Annotated in this window: 16 protein-coding genes and 3 pseudogenes; 12 read left to right on the forward strand and 7 right to left on the reverse strand. The window is 52.6% G+C overall.

Annotated elements, in window-relative coordinates; translation table 11 throughout:
• Nucleotides 1–248: 248 nt before the first annotated feature.
• Nucleotides 249–1,919 carry a winged helix-turn-helix domain-containing protein gene (locus tag ACR0EZ_RS24900; RefSeq protein ID WP_480617495.1) on the reverse strand — a complete coding sequence of 557 codons (1,671 nt, stop codon included), beginning with the start codon at nt 1,917–1,919 and terminating at the stop codon, nt 249–251.
• 273 nt (nt 1,920–2,192) lie between these two features.
• Here ACR0EZ_RS24900 and ACR0EZ_RS24905 point away from each other — a divergent pair, with 273 nt between their 5' ends.
• From ACR0EZ_RS24905 to ACR0EZ_RS24930, 6 genes and pseudogenes are all read left to right on the forward strand, one after another.
• Nucleotides 2,193–2,492, forward strand: coding sequence for a hypothetical protein (locus ACR0EZ_RS24905; protein ID WP_480617496.1), 300 nt, complete (start codon nt 2,193–2,195; stop codon nt 2,490–2,492).
• Between the two features lie 5 nt (nt 2,493–2,497).
• Nucleotides 2,498–2,881: a hypothetical protein gene (locus ACR0EZ_RS24910; RefSeq protein WP_480617497.1), complete on the forward strand. Its 384-nt coding sequence runs from the start codon at nt 2,498–2,500 to the stop codon at nt 2,879–2,881.
• A 550-nt stretch (nt 2,882–3,431) separates the two neighbouring features.
• A pseudogene (locus ACR0EZ_RS24915) lies at nt 3,432–3,527 on the forward strand (IS5/IS1182 family transposase); the annotation flags it as partial.
• A gap of 197 nt (nt 3,528–3,724) precedes the next feature.
• Entirely contained in the window at nt 3,725–4,003 is a 279-nt protein-coding gene (locus ACR0EZ_RS24920) for a hypothetical protein (RefSeq protein ID WP_480617498.1), read from the forward strand.
• Nucleotides 4,004–4,113: 110 nt separating this feature from the next.
• Nucleotides 4,114–4,713 (forward strand): annotated as a pseudogene (locus tag ACR0EZ_RS24925) (caspase family protein); the annotation flags it as partial.
• 363 nt (nt 4,714–5,076) lie between these two features.
• Nucleotides 5,077–6,078, forward strand: a pseudogene (locus ACR0EZ_RS24930) (BMP family ABC transporter substrate-binding protein); the annotation flags it as partial.
• 42 nt (nt 6,079–6,120) lie between these two features.
• Here ACR0EZ_RS24930 and ACR0EZ_RS24935 read toward each other — a convergent pair.
• Together ACR0EZ_RS24935 and ACR0EZ_RS24940 are read right to left on the reverse strand one after the other, a co-directional pair.
• Nucleotides 6,121–6,306 (reverse strand): hypothetical protein, encoded by a 186-nt coding sequence (locus ACR0EZ_RS24935; protein ID WP_480617499.1) that lies wholly within the window; start codon nt 6,304–6,306, stop codon nt 6,121–6,123.
• Between the two features lie 97 nt (nt 6,307–6,403).
• Nucleotides 6,404–6,709: an ArsR/SmtB family transcription factor gene (locus tag ACR0EZ_RS24940; protein WP_480617500.1), complete on the reverse strand. Its 306-nt coding sequence runs from the start codon at nt 6,707–6,709 to the stop codon at nt 6,404–6,406.
• A 627-nt stretch (nt 6,710–7,336) separates the two neighbouring features.
• Between ACR0EZ_RS24940 and ACR0EZ_RS24945 the strand changes: the two genes are divergently transcribed.
• Nucleotides 7,337–8,044 carry an IS6 family transposase gene (locus tag ACR0EZ_RS24945; RefSeq protein WP_480617502.1) on the forward strand — a complete coding sequence of 236 codons (708 nt, stop codon included), beginning with the start codon at nt 7,337–7,339 and terminating at the stop codon, nt 8,042–8,044.
• 55 nt (nt 8,045–8,099) lie between these two features.
• On the opposite strand, the gene ACR0EZ_RS24950 is transcribed toward ACR0EZ_RS24945, so the two are convergent.
• Together ACR0EZ_RS24950 and ACR0EZ_RS24955 are read right to left on the reverse strand one after the other, a co-directional pair.
• Entirely contained in the window at nt 8,100–9,725 is a 1,626-nt protein-coding gene (locus ACR0EZ_RS24950; RefSeq protein ID WP_480617503.1) for an adenylate/guanylate cyclase domain-containing protein, read from the reverse strand.
• A 513-nt stretch (nt 9,726–10,238) separates the two neighbouring features.
• Complete coding sequence (locus ACR0EZ_RS24955; protein ID WP_480617504.1) at nt 10,239–11,273, reverse strand: IS110 family RNA-guided transposase; 1,035 nt, start codon at nt 11,271–11,273, stop codon at nt 10,239–10,241.
• A gap of 488 nt (nt 11,274–11,761) precedes the next feature.
• Here ACR0EZ_RS24955 and nrtS point away from each other — a divergent pair, with 488 nt between their 5' ends.
• Complete coding sequence (nrtS, locus tag ACR0EZ_RS24960) at nt 11,762–12,010, forward strand: nitrate/nitrite transporter NrtS (RefSeq protein WP_480617505.1); 249 nt, start codon at nt 11,762–11,764, stop codon at nt 12,008–12,010.
• Nucleotides 12,007–12,489 carry a MerR family transcriptional regulator gene (locus ACR0EZ_RS24965; protein ID WP_480617506.1) on the forward strand — a complete coding sequence of 161 codons (483 nt, stop codon included), beginning with the start codon at nt 12,007–12,009 and terminating at the stop codon, nt 12,487–12,489. Before nrtS ends, ACR0EZ_RS24965 begins: the two co-directional genes overlap by 4 nt.
• Nucleotides 12,490–12,491: 2 nt before the next feature.
• On the opposite strand, the gene ACR0EZ_RS24970 is transcribed toward ACR0EZ_RS24965, so the two are convergent.
• Together ACR0EZ_RS24970 and ACR0EZ_RS24975 are read right to left on the reverse strand one after the other, a co-directional pair.
• Entirely contained in the window at nt 12,492–13,151 is a 660-nt protein-coding gene (locus ACR0EZ_RS24970) for a class I SAM-dependent methyltransferase (RefSeq protein ID WP_480617507.1), read from the reverse strand.
• Nucleotides 13,152–13,168: 17 nt separating this feature from the next.
• On the reverse strand, nt 13,169–14,020 hold the full coding sequence (locus ACR0EZ_RS24975; protein ID WP_480617508.1) for a 3-methyl-2-oxobutanoate hydroxymethyltransferase: 852 nt from the start codon (nt 14,018–14,020) through the stop codon (nt 13,169–13,171).
• Between the two features lie 257 nt (nt 14,021–14,277).
• On the opposite strand from ACR0EZ_RS24975, the gene ACR0EZ_RS24980 reads away from it, so the two are divergent.
• From ACR0EZ_RS24980 to ACR0EZ_RS24990, 3 genes are read left to right on the forward strand one after another with little or no spacing between them, the layout of a single operon-like run.
• Complete coding sequence (locus ACR0EZ_RS24980; RefSeq protein ID WP_480617509.1) at nt 14,278–14,931, forward strand: Crp/Fnr family transcriptional regulator; 654 nt, start codon at nt 14,278–14,280, stop codon at nt 14,929–14,931.
• Nucleotides 14,932–14,987: 56 nt separating this feature from the next.
• Nucleotides 14,988–15,926: a methylenetetrahydrofolate reductase gene (locus ACR0EZ_RS24985; RefSeq protein WP_480617510.1), complete on the forward strand. Its 939-nt coding sequence runs from the start codon at nt 14,988–14,990 to the stop codon at nt 15,924–15,926.
• Between the two features lie 9 nt (nt 15,927–15,935).
• A complete protein-coding gene (locus ACR0EZ_RS24990) occupies nt 15,936–16,949 on the forward strand; it encodes a GlxA family transcriptional regulator (protein ID WP_480617511.1) in 1,014 nt (337 codons plus the stop codon).
• Nucleotides 16,950–17,207: the final 258 nt, after the last annotated feature.

Below are 17,207 nucleotides of genomic sequence, written 5' to 3' on the forward strand. Positions count from 1 at the left end.
ATAGCTTTCTCCTTGTCGGAAAATATAGTACTTTTTTCTGACATTCAAGTTAGGAAAATATCTGGGTGTTTTTGTAAGTAGGGCGGAAAGCGGTCTTTCGCTACGGTTGCAATAGTGACTTGCGAGGAGCGCAATAGCGGACCTTTGGCTCGCGCAGGTTCTATGTTGCATAGGCCGCGCCCGATACGTGACCATTGATCTTCGCTTGACAGATTCTGAAACGGCAGCAGCTCGATGGCAGGTCTGTTCTAAAGACGCAGGTCTTCGGCGGTGATGGGCAATCCCAACTGGCGCGCGGCCTCGAACATGTGATGCTGGTCTGGGCGGCTGGCCTCGGACCCTCCTACAAATTGTTCAATGGTCAGGTACGGCGCCAGTTCGCGGAATTTTCGGGCGGCCTTTTGCGCCTCAGGAAGATTGTCGAGATGCACCTGCGCAAGCGCTGTTATCAGCCAGCGTGAGTTGTTCATGGGCGGCGCCCGTTTCATACTCTGCACTGCCAATTCATAGTCTCCGGCGCCATAGGCCGCTGCGCCCAGATCGCTGTACCACCATGCCGGTGCCAATGGGTTCAACTCGAGCGCCCGCCTTGTCCATTCGAGCGACTCTAACCCGGGTATACCCGCAAGGTCGCTGTAGCCTGCTGAGATCATCAGCACGTCGGCGTTGTTGGGCGCCAACTTGACCGCCTGTCGCAATGTCGTTCCCGCGATGTCCAGTTGGCCATCAAGCGCATATGCCCGCGCAAGGTTCCACAGCACATTGGGATTGTCCGGATCGATGGCATAGGCGCGATAAGCAGAATCCTGGCTTGCTTCGATCCAGTGCTTGGATTCTTCACCCTCCGCATAATCAGCCCGCACGAATTGCGCGACCGACAGCGTTACCAGCGCACCGGCGAAATTGGGATCAATTTCAACTGCAGCCTCCAGATGCGCGATCGTGTCTGCGACCTCGTCCGGGTTCCACCTGTGAAGCTGCTCGTATGCGAGCAGATAGTGTTCATAGGCATCGAGATCGTCGGTGAGCTTGCGTTTTGCCCGTTTCAGCTCGGCGCGTGCAATCGCGCCGGAATAGGTGCTGGCGAGGCTTCCGCCGATCCGGGCGACGATATGATCCTGCACGGCAAAGATGTTGTCCTGCGGTTCCGACCACGTTTCCGACCAGAGAATCTCGCGGGTCGCCGCGTCGGTCAGATGTGCGGAGATCCGGATTTCGTTACCCTCTGACTGAATGGTTCCGCTAAGGGCAAATCGAACGTCGAGAACGGGGCTTGGCGGAGGCAAGCCGCCAGCCACATTCCTCAGCGACTCCGGAACGGTGACGTAAAGCCAGTCGTTCAGCGAGAGTTCGCTCGCAATGTCCATGGCCAGCCCTCGCCCGAGACGTATCCACCGTTCATTGGCTTCGACCGATTCGAACGGCAGCACAGCGATAGAAGGCCCGGAGCGCGCCACCAGCGGTGCGATCAGGGTCCGAAATAGCGGCGATTCCTCCTGGGGCGGTGTTCTGAATTGCCAAACCGCGAACAGAGCAACAGCAAGGCAAGCCACACCCGCCGTAGCCCAGGTCAGGGCTGTCGCAGCTGCGCGAGATCTCCCTGCCGTTTTGACTGCCTGCAGCCGGTACCCTTGCTTGGGGACCGTCTGCAAAATCAACCGATTGCTGTCCCCGATGGCCCGCCGGATATCGGCGATACATTGCGTCAGGCTGTCATCCGTCACGTTCACGTCTTTCCAGACAGCCTTGATCAGATCGTCCTTGGAAACCACTTTGCCGGGGTTTGATGCGAGCGTGTGCAGCACGTCCAGAGACTGAGGGCGCAACGAAATCGGCGTATCATCAGGCCCGAGAATAGCTCTGCGATCCGAGTCATACAGAACGTCGCCCAAAGCAATGAGACCGCTCTGTAACGTCATGGCGCATTGCTCCGACATGGCGTATTTGATCCGGGTCTCCTTTGAAGGACCTTCGAACTTTGCCACAGCGGCTGCATCTTCATGGCATCGGAGGCCAACCCGCAAAGGTGCTTTAAGTATTTGAATTTAATAACGTTAACCAAGACTCGAGCCTACATATCAGAAATCTTCAGAGAATTTCATCTCGGATTTCAAGACTGATCCCCCCGACCCGTGTTTGCTGCCTGTAGTTTGTTTGATGCCAAAGGCAGACGGCCAGCAGGAGAACAACCGATGAACGGGTTTGCCACAGCATCAATGGCGTGGATGGCTGCGAACTCTGCTTACGATACTACAGATACGCCGATTCCCGAAATCGCCTTGATGACGACCGCGGAACCGGCTGCAGAAGCCTGGCGCGACGCCACATTCCCGACCCCCAGCGGAGCTTTGGCGCCCGCCGAACCCGTCAAATGGGCAGGGCGGGTCCACTCTGGCAGCAAGCTGAGGACCTCATACCGATCCAGAACCACCGGTCGCGCCTATACCCCTGCCACCGACCGGAGCGAACCTAACCATCCGTTGAAAGGATAACTCCCATGGCGTTGAAACCTCAAATCTTAACCACCACCTTCATCACCTGCATATCCCTTGGCGCGAGTGCTGCGATATCGGCAGACAGTATCCGTCTCGATGCACCGCTGGCGGGCGCATCGTTGCGGGCCGGTGATATCGACATGGCGGTGTATTACGTGGATCACGGAGATCACTTTGAGGTGGTCGCGACCTATGCGCCGCACAATGGCCCATACGATCCTACCCGCTTGCGGATGGGGCTGTCGGACGGCGACAGCGTCTCGTTTGGATTGCCTGGACAGACTGGATATCTCTACCATTTTTCACGAAATGGCACGTCGGTTGCCGTCGTCTCCGAGCCATCAAGTGCCATTCAATCCAGTTTCGAACAGGCAATTTCCGATTAGGGCCTTTGGCTATATCGGGCGTGAACAGTTTTTTAGTCCGATTTGAGTAATCGCCGAGTACCGCAGTCTGTAGCAAGCCCAACGAGAGTATTGGAGCACATTTGGACTACCGATGTTGTTCCTGATTTGAGGAAGGAGTAACTTGAGATGATCGAACTTGCGTTTGTTGCCTGCCTCGCGGCTGCGCCCACGACTTGCAGGAACGAAAGCCTGCTATTCGTTGACATCCCACTCATGGTCTGCATGCGACAGGGGCAGTACGAACTGGCGTCCTGGACGGAGAATCATCCGCGCTGGATCGTGCAAAAATGGTCCTGCAGAACGTATGATCCGACACAAACTGAAGCCTAGTTTTCTCCAACCCAAGCAATGGTCTTGTCAGATTAAATTGATCTGATACCGTTTCAGTTGCCTGTTGTTTTGTTTCGCGCCGCTCTGCAAAGTCTTTTTCTTTAAAGATTAGTTTCTTGCGAGCACTCGTTCGAAGAGAGTGCCAAGAAGGACGGCAGAATGTGATTCCTCTGACATTACCGTTTGCCTTGCTTAGGCTCAGGACTGGAGGCGCGTAGCGACACGTTATGATCGCTGTCCCAAAGTCTTCTTGTCCGCACTCGCACTCGCAGCCACGGTAATTTATTGGTTATGATCTTAATCCTAGATTAAAACAGTTGTGCGCTCGGTTATTGAGCTGTGAAGCGCGCTGAGCGACGGAAATCAGTAGTACTGAGTTAGACCATCCACAATGGACGAATCCGATGAAAATTAATGCCAACCCGCGAATTTCCCCGTATACTTGACGTGACAATCTCATGAAGGAAAACAAATCTCAGGAAGTTTGTCTTAATGTTAAAAAATTGGAAAGTAATCGTGTTTCTGGCGATTGCTGGTATTGGATTAGGGTTTTACTGGTGGCAGGTTCGTCTTCCCCCAGGTGTGACGCCGCAGGGTAGCGAAGATGCTTACGCCGCTATTGCCGCTCTAGCCGGAGCGATCACGACACTTGGTACTGCGTTCTTTGGGCTGCTGGGCAAGTTGGCGGATTACAAAAAAACGAAATTGGAAATCGAGGAAAGGAAGTTCGATTTAGAGCAAAAGAAATCAAAAGCGCAGTCGTCTGAATGACACTTTTGCGCTCTCTTATATCGGTATTTGCATTTTCGGCGGGCGCTGTTTTTGCTGGAGGATTGGATGAAGAGCGTTTTGGGAACCCGACCAATCAGATAGAGCGGCTTATGGCGCGAGCAGGTTTTGATGGTGCCGCGAAAAGCTATGCGCTTGTAATTGGTGTCAACGAATTCGACAATTTTGAGAACCTCCCTACAGAAAACGATCCGTTGCGAGTCGCTGATCACCTAATTGACCAAGCTGATTTCGACATGGTGCACGTTCTTACTGGCGACAAAGTCACTGATGACCGAGTAAGAGAACTGATGCTGGACAAGTTCCCAGAATTGGTTGATCCAAATGACCGGTTCCTAGTCTATTGGTCTGGGCATGGCGTGACCTTTGGTCAAGGGGAAGGTGCGGTCGGTTTTCTGCCGGTCAAGACCAGTAGGCCAAATGCGATCTCAAGCATGGTTGCCATGCAGGATTTGCAACGTTGGAGCAATTTCGTAAAGCCAAACCACAAGTTGTTTTTGCTGGATAGTTGTTTTTCAGGTTTGGCTGGCGCGGCCGTACAATCGGACACACTTGAAGAGATTTCACGCGAACAAATGGCAGGCAAGGGCAGTCACATCATTAGTGCCGGTCGTGTAAACGAACAGACAATCGCAATTGACGAACTGGGTGGTTCCATTTTCACCCATGCACTTTTGAAAGGTTTGGCCGGGGCAGCGGATACCTACAATAAACTAGGAAGCGACAACCTGGTCACAGTCAGCGAGCTAAAGGCTTATATTTCGTTGGAAGTTGCGCGACTTCGCCGCGTATATGGTTGGAATCGCCAGATAACACCGCAATTGCGTGACACGATTGGCAGCGATGGTGAGTTCTTTTTTCCAGTTGTTGCGGCATTTCCCGATCAGGTGGTTGTTGAGGAGCGAGAAAGCGGCGAAATCTTCACTCAAGGTAGCGCGCGGGGTAATTCGCGGGTGACGGACGAACTGGAAGTACTTGGCTATACACCAGAGCAGATAACGCGCGTTTTGGATCTGTTAGCGGAATTAAAGTCAAACGCTGGTCCGTTCTCGAGAAAGATCAAGGTCGGCTTTGTCTTTGTCGGCCCAATCGGCGACGGAGGCTGGACGTTCCGTCACAACATTGGTCGAACTGCAATTGAGGAACATTTTGGGGAATTTGCCACGACTGCCTTTTTTGAAAGCGTGCCAGAAGGGCCTGATGCCGAACGTGTTTTGTCTTCAATGGCAGAGGATGGTGCGGACCTCATTTTTGCAACTTCGTTTGGTTATATGGACCCGACGATCAACGTGGCCCTTAAATACCCGGATGTGAAATTTGAAGTGGCAACGGCCTATAAGCAGGCCGAAAATGTCGCGACTTACAGTGCGCGAACTTATGAAGGGCGGGCCGTTCAAGGTCTAATCGCCGGGCGTATCACCAAAACAAACAAGATCGGATACATTGGTTCTTTTCCTATCCCAGAGGTTATCCGTGGCATTAATGCGAGTTTTTTACACGCCCGAAAGGTAAACCCCGACGTCGAAATGAAAGTTGTCTGGGCCTACACTTGGTTCGATCCGGCAAAGGAGGCCGATGTAGCTCAGGCGTTGATCGAGGACGGAGTTGACGTGGTATTGCAGCATACAGAATCCACTGCGCCACACGCTGCAGCCGAAGAGGCAGGGAACGTTGCTACTTTTGGGCAAGTATCAGATATGTCAGAATACGCGCCTTTTCCCCGGGTGTCCTCGACCATCGATAATTGGGCTCCCTATTATGTTGAACGTGCGCAGGCGGTGATGGACAATAATTGGGTGAGCGGTGACTATTGGGTTGGAATTGGCAGCGGGGTGGTTCAGATAGGTGAGATTACCGAAGCAGTTCCCCCGTCCGTCAAATCTGAGGCTCTGAAACTCCGAGACGAAATTGCTGATGGTGTGTATCACCCGTTCACTGGACCGTTGTTGAAACAAGATGGAACATTGTGGTTAGAGGAAGGTGAAACGGCAAGTGACGCAGATCTACTAGGGATGGATTTCTATGTTCAAGGCATCGAAGGCGATATCCCCATGTGAACATCGCGATTAAAGCACTGATGGTTTTTGCACGTAGAGGATCTAATTGTCGTTGGCGGCCTGAAGAAACGGCTTTAGCCAAGCTGCAGGAATCCAATTATCGACATCGGCATATCTAATCTTGAACACAGCTCTGTTGTCTCGAACGATTGGCCCTTCGACAATTTCACCAACGGCACTCGTCTTGCCGTCCGGGAGGGTGGCTACAACTTTGTCACCGAGTTTCATTCTACCACTTTCAATAGTTAGCCCGCATAAGCCGTGATTTGGCTTCTGGGATCTCCAGACGCATGCAACGGCTAAGGCATCCGCAGCAATCAACGTATCACAGTTCGTCGTGGTGCACGCAAAACAACGTCTGTAGAGTTGCAACAATGAATGGTACCCTTTCGTAGGAAATCTCGTAGTAAACAAACTTGCCGTCGCGTCGCGGGGAGACCAGGCCAGACAATCGCAACCTGGTTAGTTGTTGAGAGGTTGCCGCTTGCGTCATGGATAAGGTGCTTTGAATCTCAGAAACTGACTTCTTTCCGGTGAGCAAAAGGCAAATAATCTTTAGTCGGCCCTCATGGGACACTGCCCGCAGCACGTCGCTGGTTTCTGCTGCATTTTCAATAAAGTCTAGCTGCAAAACCTCCCCCTTTTGCCGCCTACAAGAGAGTTTACGACAAAAAATGCGGGGGTGCGACGCGCCGAACTCTTACCCCCTCTTGGAAATCGTTGACCCCCTCAAGACGCGCCGCACTGGTTTGGTATCGACGCAGCATGTTGGAATTGTGTCTGCAACAAGGTTTTGTGCCGTCAAGTCCAAGAGTAAGCATATTTTCCGTGCTTGAATGCGGGATTAAATCTGCACTTATTACGGGAATCCCCCAATTTCGGAAACATGAATCAGAGGGTAGGGTTTTATGAACGGACCACTTGACCCAATCCGTTGCAACACAAAGGGGCTGGCCAGTTATACCCCCTCACTCGTGCCAGCCCCTCATACCACCCGACACTTTCCATTCGTTTGTGGCAGGCAGTTTTGGTTGCCCTTTGTGACGCATGACAGTGCAGTCGGATACCAGCATTAGTCGCCAAAATGAGGAGGCGTACGCGCTCAAACCGTTCTGAGCAATATACTCTAAACAGGCCGTCAAGACGATTCAGCAGGCCGGGCGCCGATATCGCGTTGCCATGAGCACAAAGAGCTTTGGGGGGTCTTGTCAGAAGAACTTTGCTTGAGCGGGGTAGGGGTGTTGGGTAGCTATTGTCCATGACCAGACTTGCCTCTTTCAAGTACTTTAAAACCAGTCCCGAGATCATCCGCCTTGCGGTGATGCTGTACATTCGTTTCCCGCTCTCGCTTCGGAATGTCGAAGATCTGCTGCACGAGCGAGGCATCGACGTGAGCCACGAAACTGTCCGCTTTTGGTGGAACAGGTTTTGCCCGATGTTTGCTGCTGAGATACGGCGGAAGCGTGTTCAGCAGCTGCGCGCGTTCTCCAAATGGAAGTGGCACGTTGACGATGTTTTCGTGAAGGTGAATGGCCAACGGCATTATCTTTGGCGGGCTGTTGATAACGAAGGTGAGGTGTTGGAAGCCGTTGTCACCAAACGCCGAAACAAACAGGCAGCACTGAAATTCCTCAAGAAATTGATGAAGCGACACGGTAAGGCGGAAAACGTCGTCACGGATCGCTTTGCCTCATACAGAGCCGCGCTCAGAAAACTGGGTGCACTCGAAAAACAAAGGACGGGCAGATGGCTCAATAACCGCGTTGAGAATTCGCACCTGCCGTTTCGACGACGCGAATGCGCGATGCAGCGTTTCAGACGCATGCGAAGTCTACAGAAATTCGCCTCCGTCCATTCCTCCGTCTACAACCACTTCAACCAGGAAAGATCGCTATGCAGCAGAGATACCTTCAAGCTGACACGCACCGCCGCTCTCGCCGAGTGGCGTCAACTTTGTTCCGGATAGGTTCGCGGTTTCCGCGGCACACTGAGACTGGTTCGAATTCGTCTGACAGCACCCGCTAGGCTTCGATCGGCCTGTCGGGTAGTCCAATCGCTTCTCGAATGTCTTCGGGCAACTTTAAGTCCGGTGCCAGCACGTCTACCTTGCCGGACGCGTTTTCCGCCGCGAGTGCGGCTTCACCTGCTTCCTGGGTTTTGCCGGATTCCCTTAGGACCCAGGCTTTGACAAGCCAGAAATGCTGACAAGATGGCCGTAATTCGGTCGCTTCCGTTATTGCTGAAAGCGCAAGTTCAGCCTGTCCGTTCATCATTTGCGCAATGGCAAGCGGATAAAGACGGTAGGGTAGATAGGGATCGTCTTCGGAACGACTGACCGCCTCGGCCAAATATTTTGAGGCGATTTCCCAGTTTCCGGCGATGAGCTCGAGGTAACCACGTGCCTCCATTCCAAGCGCATAGCCAGGATTAAGTTGCGCCAGGCGTTCTACGTCCTTTCTTGCCCCGTCAACGTCACCTATGAGGCGTGCACGTATTAGCGCGCGAACATACCAAGGGTAATCGGACCGCGGCGAAAGCTGAACAGCTGTGTAAGAGCATTCCTGAATGCGTTTCAGTAGATCCGCATCAGCGCTCTTGTAATGCGCCGCCAGCACACACAACTGTGCCTCGCTCCACATTGCAAGCCCAGATGCGTTCCGCGGATCGAGGCGAAGTGCGCGCTCCAAAAGGTCTATAGCGTGAAAATAGTCTGCAATCGTGGTGCGATAGACAAGCATCGCTGCACGGGTCCTCAATTCGCTGGAGCTCAATTGATCATCAGCCAATTTTGCCAGTCTTTCACCGTCAAAGGCATTGATCTGAAGTCGCAACGAGTCCGAGAGCTGTTCAGCGGCCCGGTCTGTTACCTCAAACAGATCCTGCGCGTCTCCTTCGAATACCCGCGACCATGTAACTTGCCCGTTGCTGCGGCGGACAAGATTGGCGGTGATCCTTGCAGCCGTTGCACGGGTGCGAATTCGGCACTTAAGACTGTAGGTTGCTTCAGAGTCGGCAGACTCGTCTGCGGCAAGAACTCTTACTCCGGTACGTCGCGACAGATTGTGGACAAGTTGGTCTTGTAAATCAGCCCCGGCTTCAAGGGTCTCGCGGGTTTCAGGTGCTGCTTTGACATCTTCGACCGCAATTACGGGCACAGCATCAATGCGTGTAGTCTGAAGTTTGGTCGGTCGCCATTGAAACCCGGTTACTGGATGCGCGACATTTTTGAGTTCAAATGTACCTGCGTCGCTAAAGCCCTTTGCAAGCCTGTCATCCAACTGCCTGCGCAGGTCCTCTGAAATCATTAAGCCGCCTGGCGGGGCCTCTGTCTGGAGGCGCGCGGTAATGTTTATGCCGGCACCGTACATATCTGCATCATCTTCAACAATTTCTCCGAGATGAGCGGCAATCCGAAGTTGTATTTTCTCATGACCGGTCAATGCCGATTGGACCGACTGACCTGCCTCGACTGCATCCGTTACTGAGGGAAAAGCGAATATCCAGCCATCACCTAGACGCTTCAGCACTTCACCGCCACGCTTCGTTGCTTCTGGTTCCAACCACTTTTGCCTGAGTTCGCGGATCAATCCGATAGCGCCCGCCTGGTCAGATTCCATCGCAGACGTGTAGTCGACCATATCGGCCATCAGGATCACAGCAAGACGGCGTCTCATGCAAGCAACTTAGTCCGCCGAATAGATGTTGTCATGTTTAGCTAACACGCGATCTGGATGCAGATCGGATATGGCAGAAGGCACTTTCTCAATGCGGCCGTTCGTTCAACCGAAGCGAATTGATGCTTCGTCCCGCATCCGGTGAATTCGAAGACTCCGAGATTATGCATTTGCAGCGAATGTCAGCAAAGCGGGCTGCGCCCGCAGAATACCGGTGCTGTGCTGAATGTCGGCTTCTCTAATTGGGCGTTTGGATCAAGCTCGTTTTCCTTCTTTGGTCGGGATCATTGTCTCTCATCCGGGTCACGCTTCTCTTCGCAGTCTGGGTGATACCGGGTGGGGCATCGCTGCACGCATGTGTCGGATTGGTTGTGGAGAACTTCGCTTAGGGACGCGCTTCTCGTTGCGCAGCAGACATTTTCGGCTTCATCCACCAACCTCGTCCGGTGAGGACGATCCCGCTCGGTTTTGGTGTTTGGCTTTAGATCATGCCATGCCCTCCACCTTTTCTGAACGGAACTCGGTGCCATCTGCCCATATGCGGTGGAGCAGAACGGCCAGTTTGCGTGCAACAGCGACGACGGCACGGCGACGCCCCTTGGTGCGCATTAATCGCATCCCCCATGCCTTGATCTGCGATCCGGCCATGGTTCGCATCAGCAAGGCGTTGGCGGCAGCATAGAGCGTTGCCCTCACGTCTCGATCTCCGGCTTTGGATATTCGACCGGGATTATCTTGCTCACCGGATTGGTATCTTCGGGGCGTCAAGCCAAAGTGTGCGGCCACGGTGCGAGACCGTTTGAAGCGCGTGGGATCATCGACGGCAGCCTTGAAGGTCAATGCCGTAATCGGGCCTACACCGGGGACCGTCATCAGGCGCATACACACTTCATCCTGGCGGGCCGCACGTTTGACCCGCCGGTCCAGTTCCAGATAGTGCTGATAAAGAGCCAATCGGGCGTCGAGCAGTGGCAGCAAGGCATGGGCCAACACCTCGTCCATCTCGACCATCGGCCGAACCGTTTGGTCAAAGCTGCCGTGCTGCACCGTTTTGGGCAGACGGATACCGAAGATCTTCAAAAGACCGCGCACCTCGTTGGCCAGATCAATGGTCTTGCTCAGCAAGGCTTTCCGCGTGCTCAGAAGCGCCCGAACCCCGTGCGCCTCTCGGCTCTTGATATGAACGGGGCTGAACCAACCCGTCCGCAGGATCTGGGCAATTCCACGAGCATCGTTCCGATCCGTCTTGTTACGCATCGCCGATAGGGCGGCACTCACCTGGCGCGCTTCCATGCAGACAACTTCAAACCCTTCTGCCTTCAAACCGTAGTAGAGATGCTGGCTTAACGTACCGGATTCAAAGCCAACGCGCTCAATCGGAAAGCGAAGCGCAGTCAGATATCCAGCTATCTCCTCAATCTCACAAGGCAGCTCTCGCTCATGCAGAACCGCGCCCTTGCAGTCGACAACACAGATCGCGCAGGACCGCAGTGAAACATCCAAGCCCGCAAAAATCTCCATTCGAAATCTCCCATGTACACTGATCTCCTGTGATCATATTGGGAGCTCGACCTCTGATCAGGGTCAGCACAATTACGCATGCTTAGGGCTGGCCTGGAAGTCGCTCTTGCCTTGGACGTGGCGATGCTGCGCGAAGCCCCAATGGCAGCGATTGCGCAAAAAAGCAGGCTTTGCAAAGTCAAGTAGTTGGTCCAATGAAGCCCAACTTGATTGCTCAAAAACTTTGGTTAGACCGTGCACCAAAACTTACGCTCTCTTCGGAAGAACTGCGAGGTTGATATCGCGATGCGATCCTGACGCCGCCTAAAGCCGCTCATACCCAACCCAGCTTACAATTCGTTCGCTTTGCTGCTTTGCCGCCAATAATTGCATCAACAAATAATTTCGGCGTGGTGGAATTCAGAAGCTGTGTGTCTCAAATAATCCTAATCGAGTCTTTTAGTTACCGCTGAATTATCTTACAGTAATGTAAGATAAGGAGGGCATTCATGCTGGAAGCCGCGTTCGATCGTGAGATCGTTGTCAGATCGTTAAAGGTTGCACTTGTTGTTGGTTCGGCGTTAAACCTAATCAATCAAGGCGATGCAATCTTCGGACAACAACAAGTCAATGCTTTCAAATGCTTGCTGACGTATACCGTTCCTTACTGTGTCGCTACTTACGGTGCGGTTTCTGCATTGCAAGCAAGACAACGGACCTCCAAGCAAGAGCCACAATGGCAGGAAAATGATTCATGAAATCTGACAATCTTGCGAAATTTTATAAAATCGGAGAACTTGCCAATCTATCGGGCCTTAGCGTGCGTACTATTCGTGGCTATGAAGAAATGGGGATTATTTCGTCGGTCCGCTCAGATGGCGGTACACGGTATTATTCGAACACTGGTCTGACGATTGCGAAACTGGCGCATCGAATGCGCAACCTCAACATACCGGTGACCACTATCCAAGAGATTGCTACCAGGCGTCGCGATTTCGATACAGGTGATTTATCTAGCGCAGCAATGACGGAGATATTGGAACGCCTTTCGGATGAACTGCGCGGGCAAGCGGCAAAGATGCTCGAACTAGAGGATGAGGTCATGCGAACGTTGCGTCTAATTCGCGGCTGCCACGGTTGCCGTAACTTGCCCTCCGCAAAGACCTGCCCAGATTGCCCGATGGAAACCAGTGAGAATAAGACTGACCTGTCCCGAATGATCTGGCAGGATAGCTGAGTTTAAATCCGGAATAACTTTCCCATCAGCGGCCAACGCAGCTCGAACACGCTATCTAAGTGTTCCAGGTCGGTGTCCTCTGGTTCCGGTAATTCCACTCCTGCGCGAATGGCAGATTGCAGCCCGGACCAAGTTGCAACAATTACTTCGAACTGGTCTAGAGTTACGTCGAGGCTCCTGTAGGTGGTTGGCAAGGTAAACGACTGACCCGGAATCGAAAGGCTTGGATAGCCGGCTAGGGTTTCTGCACGCAAGGGTTCCCAATAGGGCTCGATAGCCTCAAAAATTGAGGCATATGCGGTCTTGACAGGGCTTGGGATCTCGATTTCTCCCCAGCACAGTGCGGCAAATACACCGCCCGGTCGAAGAATGCGCAGCGCACTCTCAAGGTGTTTTCTACTGTCAAAATGATGAAAGGCTTGAACAGAAATCACAAGATCGACGGAGTTTGAACTAAGAGGTAGTCTGTTTGCGTTTCCTGTCAGCTTCTTCACATTTGAGACACAGTCCCCAAGCACGGGATTGATGTCAAAAGCGATCGCGTTGTCAAAATTCCTCGCCAAGAAATTTGCGGTGCCGGTTGTGCCTGCACCACAATCGATGCAGAGCGTTTTGTGTTCCGGCAACCCGGATATCCAGGATAGAGTGTCCGAGGGGGTCATTGGGTTGCCGGATCGTGTCACATCTTCAAAAGGCCAGCCATCTTCTCGGCCTCGCCTGCGTGCATGTGGTGCGACAAATCCGGGTTGGGGAATTGGCCCGAATGCGCGCGCTCAAAGTACGTCGAATACGCTTTGCGCATTTCTCCCATCACATCGCCAAACACTTCACGTTTTGGTGGAATTGGGAAGACCGAACAGCCAATGATATCGCTGGATACATGAAAGATACCGTGCGCATGCGGACCAGAGCCAAGGCTGGCCACAGCGACAGGAAGGTTTTCATAGCACCATTTCGTCAATTCAACAGAGGTGTGCTCGAACAAGGCGGCAAATATGCCGGCGTCGATAGAGGCTTTTACTAGCTCCAGGATACTAGCGGCCTCTTCCGCTGTGCGACCCGCGGGAGCATGGCCTGAGTTCATTACCGCGCGCTCCCCCTGTACACCAAAATGACCAACAACGGGAATACCGGCTGCGACGATGGCGCGTATATGTTCAACAGTGCCCAATGACGGCTCAATATGAACTCCATCTGCACCTAGTTTTACAACCCGCGCTGCATTGCGCACAGACTCTTCGATCGAGATACACGCCGTTGTGTTGGGCATATTGCAGATAATGAAAGGTGAAGACGCGCCGCGGAGAACCCCCTCCAACATATAGAGCTGTTCGTCAAAATCTACCGTTGCCATAGATTTGTGACCCATCAGACCCATTGGCCCAGGGCTGCCACAGCACAGAAGATCCATACCGAGCTCTTCTGCGATGATCGCGCTTGGCGTGTCATGGCACTCCATTCCGACGATGCGTTCGCCTTTCGCAACTTTCTCAGCAAGGTGCTTGAGCCTTGTTTTCCTACGTTTTATCACTGGTTTCCTCCCTTGACTAGTGATGAGGAGAAAGCTAGCGCGAGTTCTTGTCGACTTGTGTCAACCAGTTGACAGTTGCCGAGGTCGAGCATACGCGAAGCAAATTGACATCTCGCAAAATTTAAAATATCTAACATAGATGTAAGATAATTGGAATCTAGGGAACGTTTGTATTCTGAACATTTGAGCGTCCTAGGTGCGCTCAGTAGTTTGTCCAAGCACAAAGTTTCCATGTCTTGAAGGGGAGGTCAGGGCATTTGAAAATTCAGCGCGAAATTGAAAGCCTGTGTCATGGATTGTCGTGGCAGGAATGGGATGCTGTCCTCGCGTATGGTCGCCACGTGACGGTTTCAAGCAACTCTTGGCTTGAAACCTTTGTTGAAGACGGCGAAACAACTGCACTTTTCTTGAGTGGTTGTGTGGGTTTACGTCCGCTGCGAGAGGACGTTGATTGCAACGAGCCCGCTATCCCACGCTCAGCGCCGGTGGTTCTATCAATGTCTGATGATATGGAGTATGAAAGCGCACACTGGGTTCTGGTTCAGTCTACCGTTTGCTTGTTTACGTCGTTGAAGCTGCAAAGCGCGCTGGCAACATCTCCTAAATTTGCGGTTAACTTGGTGACCTTGCTGCAAGAACAGACAAAGTACTCCTTGTTACGCACTACAAAAGACGAAAATGGTTTGCGTCGGCTTGGTGCTTCCCTCCTGTCGAGATCAACCCCAACAGGCCAAGACAAAAGGAAAGTTGTCGCAACGCAATCTCAGTTGGCTGCTGAGACCGGTCTGTCTCGTCAGTGGGTGAACAAGCTTCTCAAAGAGCTTGAGGAAAGGGGCATTGCCGAATGTGGCCGCGGTCACATCGTGCTTCACAGCCCACCGGGGCTGGAGGCGCTACCTTCGCGGCTCTGACCCGCTCAGAATGTGCAGCCTAGAACGTCAATGAAAAAAGGGGATCGGGAGTTAAGATGGTCAATATTGTCAGTTGGATATCCGGAAGTCGTGAACCGCAAAATCGGACCGCTGCCAATGGCGCGCTAGTGGAGGTGTTGTCAGATTTCTCGATCGAGGTGATGCCCCGGACTGCTGCCAAGATACCGGATTTTAAGGCGCTCTTGCCGCAAGGTACACGAATCTATGTCGCTCATATTGCAGGCACGCTTATCGAGGACATGGTTTCAACCGTTTCGCGGCTTTCATCAGATGGGTTTGCTGTGATGCCGCATATCCCGGCAAGATTGATCAAGCACAAGAGAGCCCTTGAAGACTGGTTACAGCGTTATCGCGACGTTGGAACTAAACAGGCGCTGTTGCTGGCGGGTGGAACCTCAAGCCCAATTGGGGAGTATGATAGCTCGCTCGCACTTTTGGATTCAGGTCTTTTGGACAAATATGGGTTTGAACGTTTGCACGTTGCCGGACACCCAGAGGGCAACCGAGACATTGACCCAGACGGGTCGACTACGAATGTCATGAAGGCGTTGCTTGCCAAACAGGATTTTTCTAATCGAACAGATTGCGAAATGGCAATTGTCACGCAGTTTGCGTTTGAGATTGAACCGATAGTCGCGTGGGAACAGCAACTTCGCGAAGCGGGTGTCACTCTTCCCATTCATGTGGGAGTTGCAGGGCCAGCAAAGTTGCAATCAATGCTCAAATTCGCGGTGGCATGCGGTGTTGGTCCGTCTATCCGCGTTTTGCAGAGGCGGGCGAAAGACGTGACGAACTTGTTGCTGCCGTACGAACCCCTTGAAGTCCTGCACGGTCTGCAAGCCCATCAGGCCGCCCAAAATGATAGCCTGATCAGACAAGTTCATCTCTTCCCGCTAGGCGGAATCCAACGCTCTCTCGAGTTCGTTCAGCAACATGCAAAGTCACCTTGTTTGACCGCAGTTAATAAGCGCTGAGCAGACTCAATGCTTGATTTTGCAGATAAACACGAGTCAATCTCTATATTGCTGCTGGATGGCTTCTCTACTTTGAGCTTAGGCTCAGTTGCCGAGCCACTTCATTTCTTTTCTGAACGATACCCCGACATTGCGCCAAATATTGAATTGCTTAGTGCTGGTGGTGATGATGCGGTGTCCAGTGGTGGCGTGCGTGTAGAATGCGATCTACAACTCGCCGACTATTTGGAACGGCTCTCAATACCAAAAGGAAAACGGATTCTGGTGATCTGTGGTCCGACAGAGAAGGCTTCGTTGGACGCTGAGGCGTTGCTTCCTGTACTGCGAAAGGCACGGTTTAACCAAATTCCGGTATTTGGTATCGGCTCGGTTTGTATGCTGATGGCTCATGCTGGGATGTTCGACGGTGAAAAATGCGCAGTGCATTGGAAATTGCTTGCATCTTTTGTAGAGAACAACTGGAACGCGGAAGGCGTGAACTCGCTATTTGTGAAGCGTAGTTCGCTTGGGAGCTGCGCAGGGGAAACCGCTGTTTTGGACTTGGTGATTAGTCTAATTGCAGACATATCCAAGGAAGCAAGCGTTGCAGCGGCCAATCATTTCTTGATCAATGCGCCGAGATTTGGTGACGTTGAGCAGCCAGGTTCGCAAACGCGTCGTTTGCTTGGAGCGCCCAAATATTTGGCGCAAGCCGTCGAAACCATGGCAAGAAATATCGAAGAGACACTCAGCCTGAGTGAGATCGCACGCCAGAGTTGCGTGTCTTCGCGGCAAATGGAGCGGCTGTTCCGAAATCACTTGGGGACCTCGCCTGGAAACTATTATCGCGCGATTCGGCTTGAGCGCGCACTGGATCTGCTCACCAACACGACCATGAGCTTAGCTGAGATCGCATTGGCATCAGGGTTCTCAAACACTTCTTGCCTGAGCAAACATTTTAGAATCCGATACGGAGAAACTCCATTGCAACGCAGAAAGCAAAAAACGGACAACGATTTATCTTGGCCACTTGTCGTCGCTTAGCGCACCGCAATGGGAATCGATCTTTATTCCGACTGCGATTTTTGTAGCGCGCATTCGAATAGTTATGAATGTCCGCTATTCGGCAGGCCGCCCATGGGCCAAAGCCAGGCTTGTCCGCGATGCGTTTGTTCGGGCTGATCTGGATTTTGCGTCGCAGCGAATGGCGGTGACCTGCCCCCCGAAACTTCCCTCGTTCTGATGTAGAGTTTGCTCAACCTTTCGAAGGAGCAAACACATGCGAAAGAGCCGTTTCACCGA

Source organism: Ruegeria sp. AK4 (genome assembly GCF_056541025.1).

Bases quoted from the DNA above. Each gene is read 5' to 3' on its own strand.
- ACR0EZ_RS24935 (WP_480617499.1), bottom strand. From the start codon at position 6,306: ATGAAACTCGGTGACAAAGTTGTAGCCACCCTCCCGGACGGCAAGACG.
- ACR0EZ_RS24955 (WP_480617504.1), bottom strand. From the start codon at position 11,273: ATGGAGATTTTTGCGGGCTTGGATGTTTCACTGCGGTCCTGCGCGATC.
- nrtS (WP_480617505.1), top strand. From the start codon at position 11,762: ATGCTGGAAGCCGCGTTCGATCGTGAGATCGTTGTCAGATCGTTAAAG.
- ACR0EZ_RS24905 (WP_480617496.1), top strand. From the start codon at position 2,193: ATGAACGGGTTTGCCACAGCATCAATGGCGTGGATGGCTGCGAACTCT.
- ACR0EZ_RS24950 (WP_480617503.1), bottom strand. From the start codon at position 9,725: ATGGCCGATATGGTCGACTACACGTCTGCGATGGAATCTGACCAGGCG.
- ACR0EZ_RS24985 (WP_480617510.1), top strand. From the start codon at position 14,988: ATGGTCAATATTGTCAGTTGGATATCCGGAAGTCGTGAACCGCAAAAT.
- ACR0EZ_RS24920 (WP_480617498.1), top strand. From the start codon at position 3,725: ATGTTAAAAAATTGGAAAGTAATCGTGTTTCTGGCGATTGCTGGTATT.
- ACR0EZ_RS24910 (WP_480617497.1), top strand. From the start codon at position 2,498: ATGGCGTTGAAACCTCAAATCTTAACCACCACCTTCATCACCTGCATA.
- ACR0EZ_RS24965 (WP_480617506.1), top strand. From the start codon at position 12,007: ATGAAATCTGACAATCTTGCGAAATTTTATAAAATCGGAGAACTTGCC.
- ACR0EZ_RS24970 (WP_480617507.1), bottom strand. From the start codon at position 13,151: ATGACCCCCTCGGACACTCTATCCTGGATATCCGGGTTGCCGGAACAC.
- ACR0EZ_RS24945 (WP_480617502.1), top strand. From the start codon at position 7,337: ATGACCAGACTTGCCTCTTTCAAGTACTTTAAAACCAGTCCCGAGATC.
- ACR0EZ_RS24900 (WP_480617495.1), bottom strand. From the start codon at position 1,919: ATGACGTTACAGAGCGGTCTCATTGCTTTGGGCGACGTTCTGTATGAC.
- ACR0EZ_RS24990 (WP_480617511.1), top strand. From the start codon at position 15,936: ATGCTTGATTTTGCAGATAAACACGAGTCAATCTCTATATTGCTGCTG.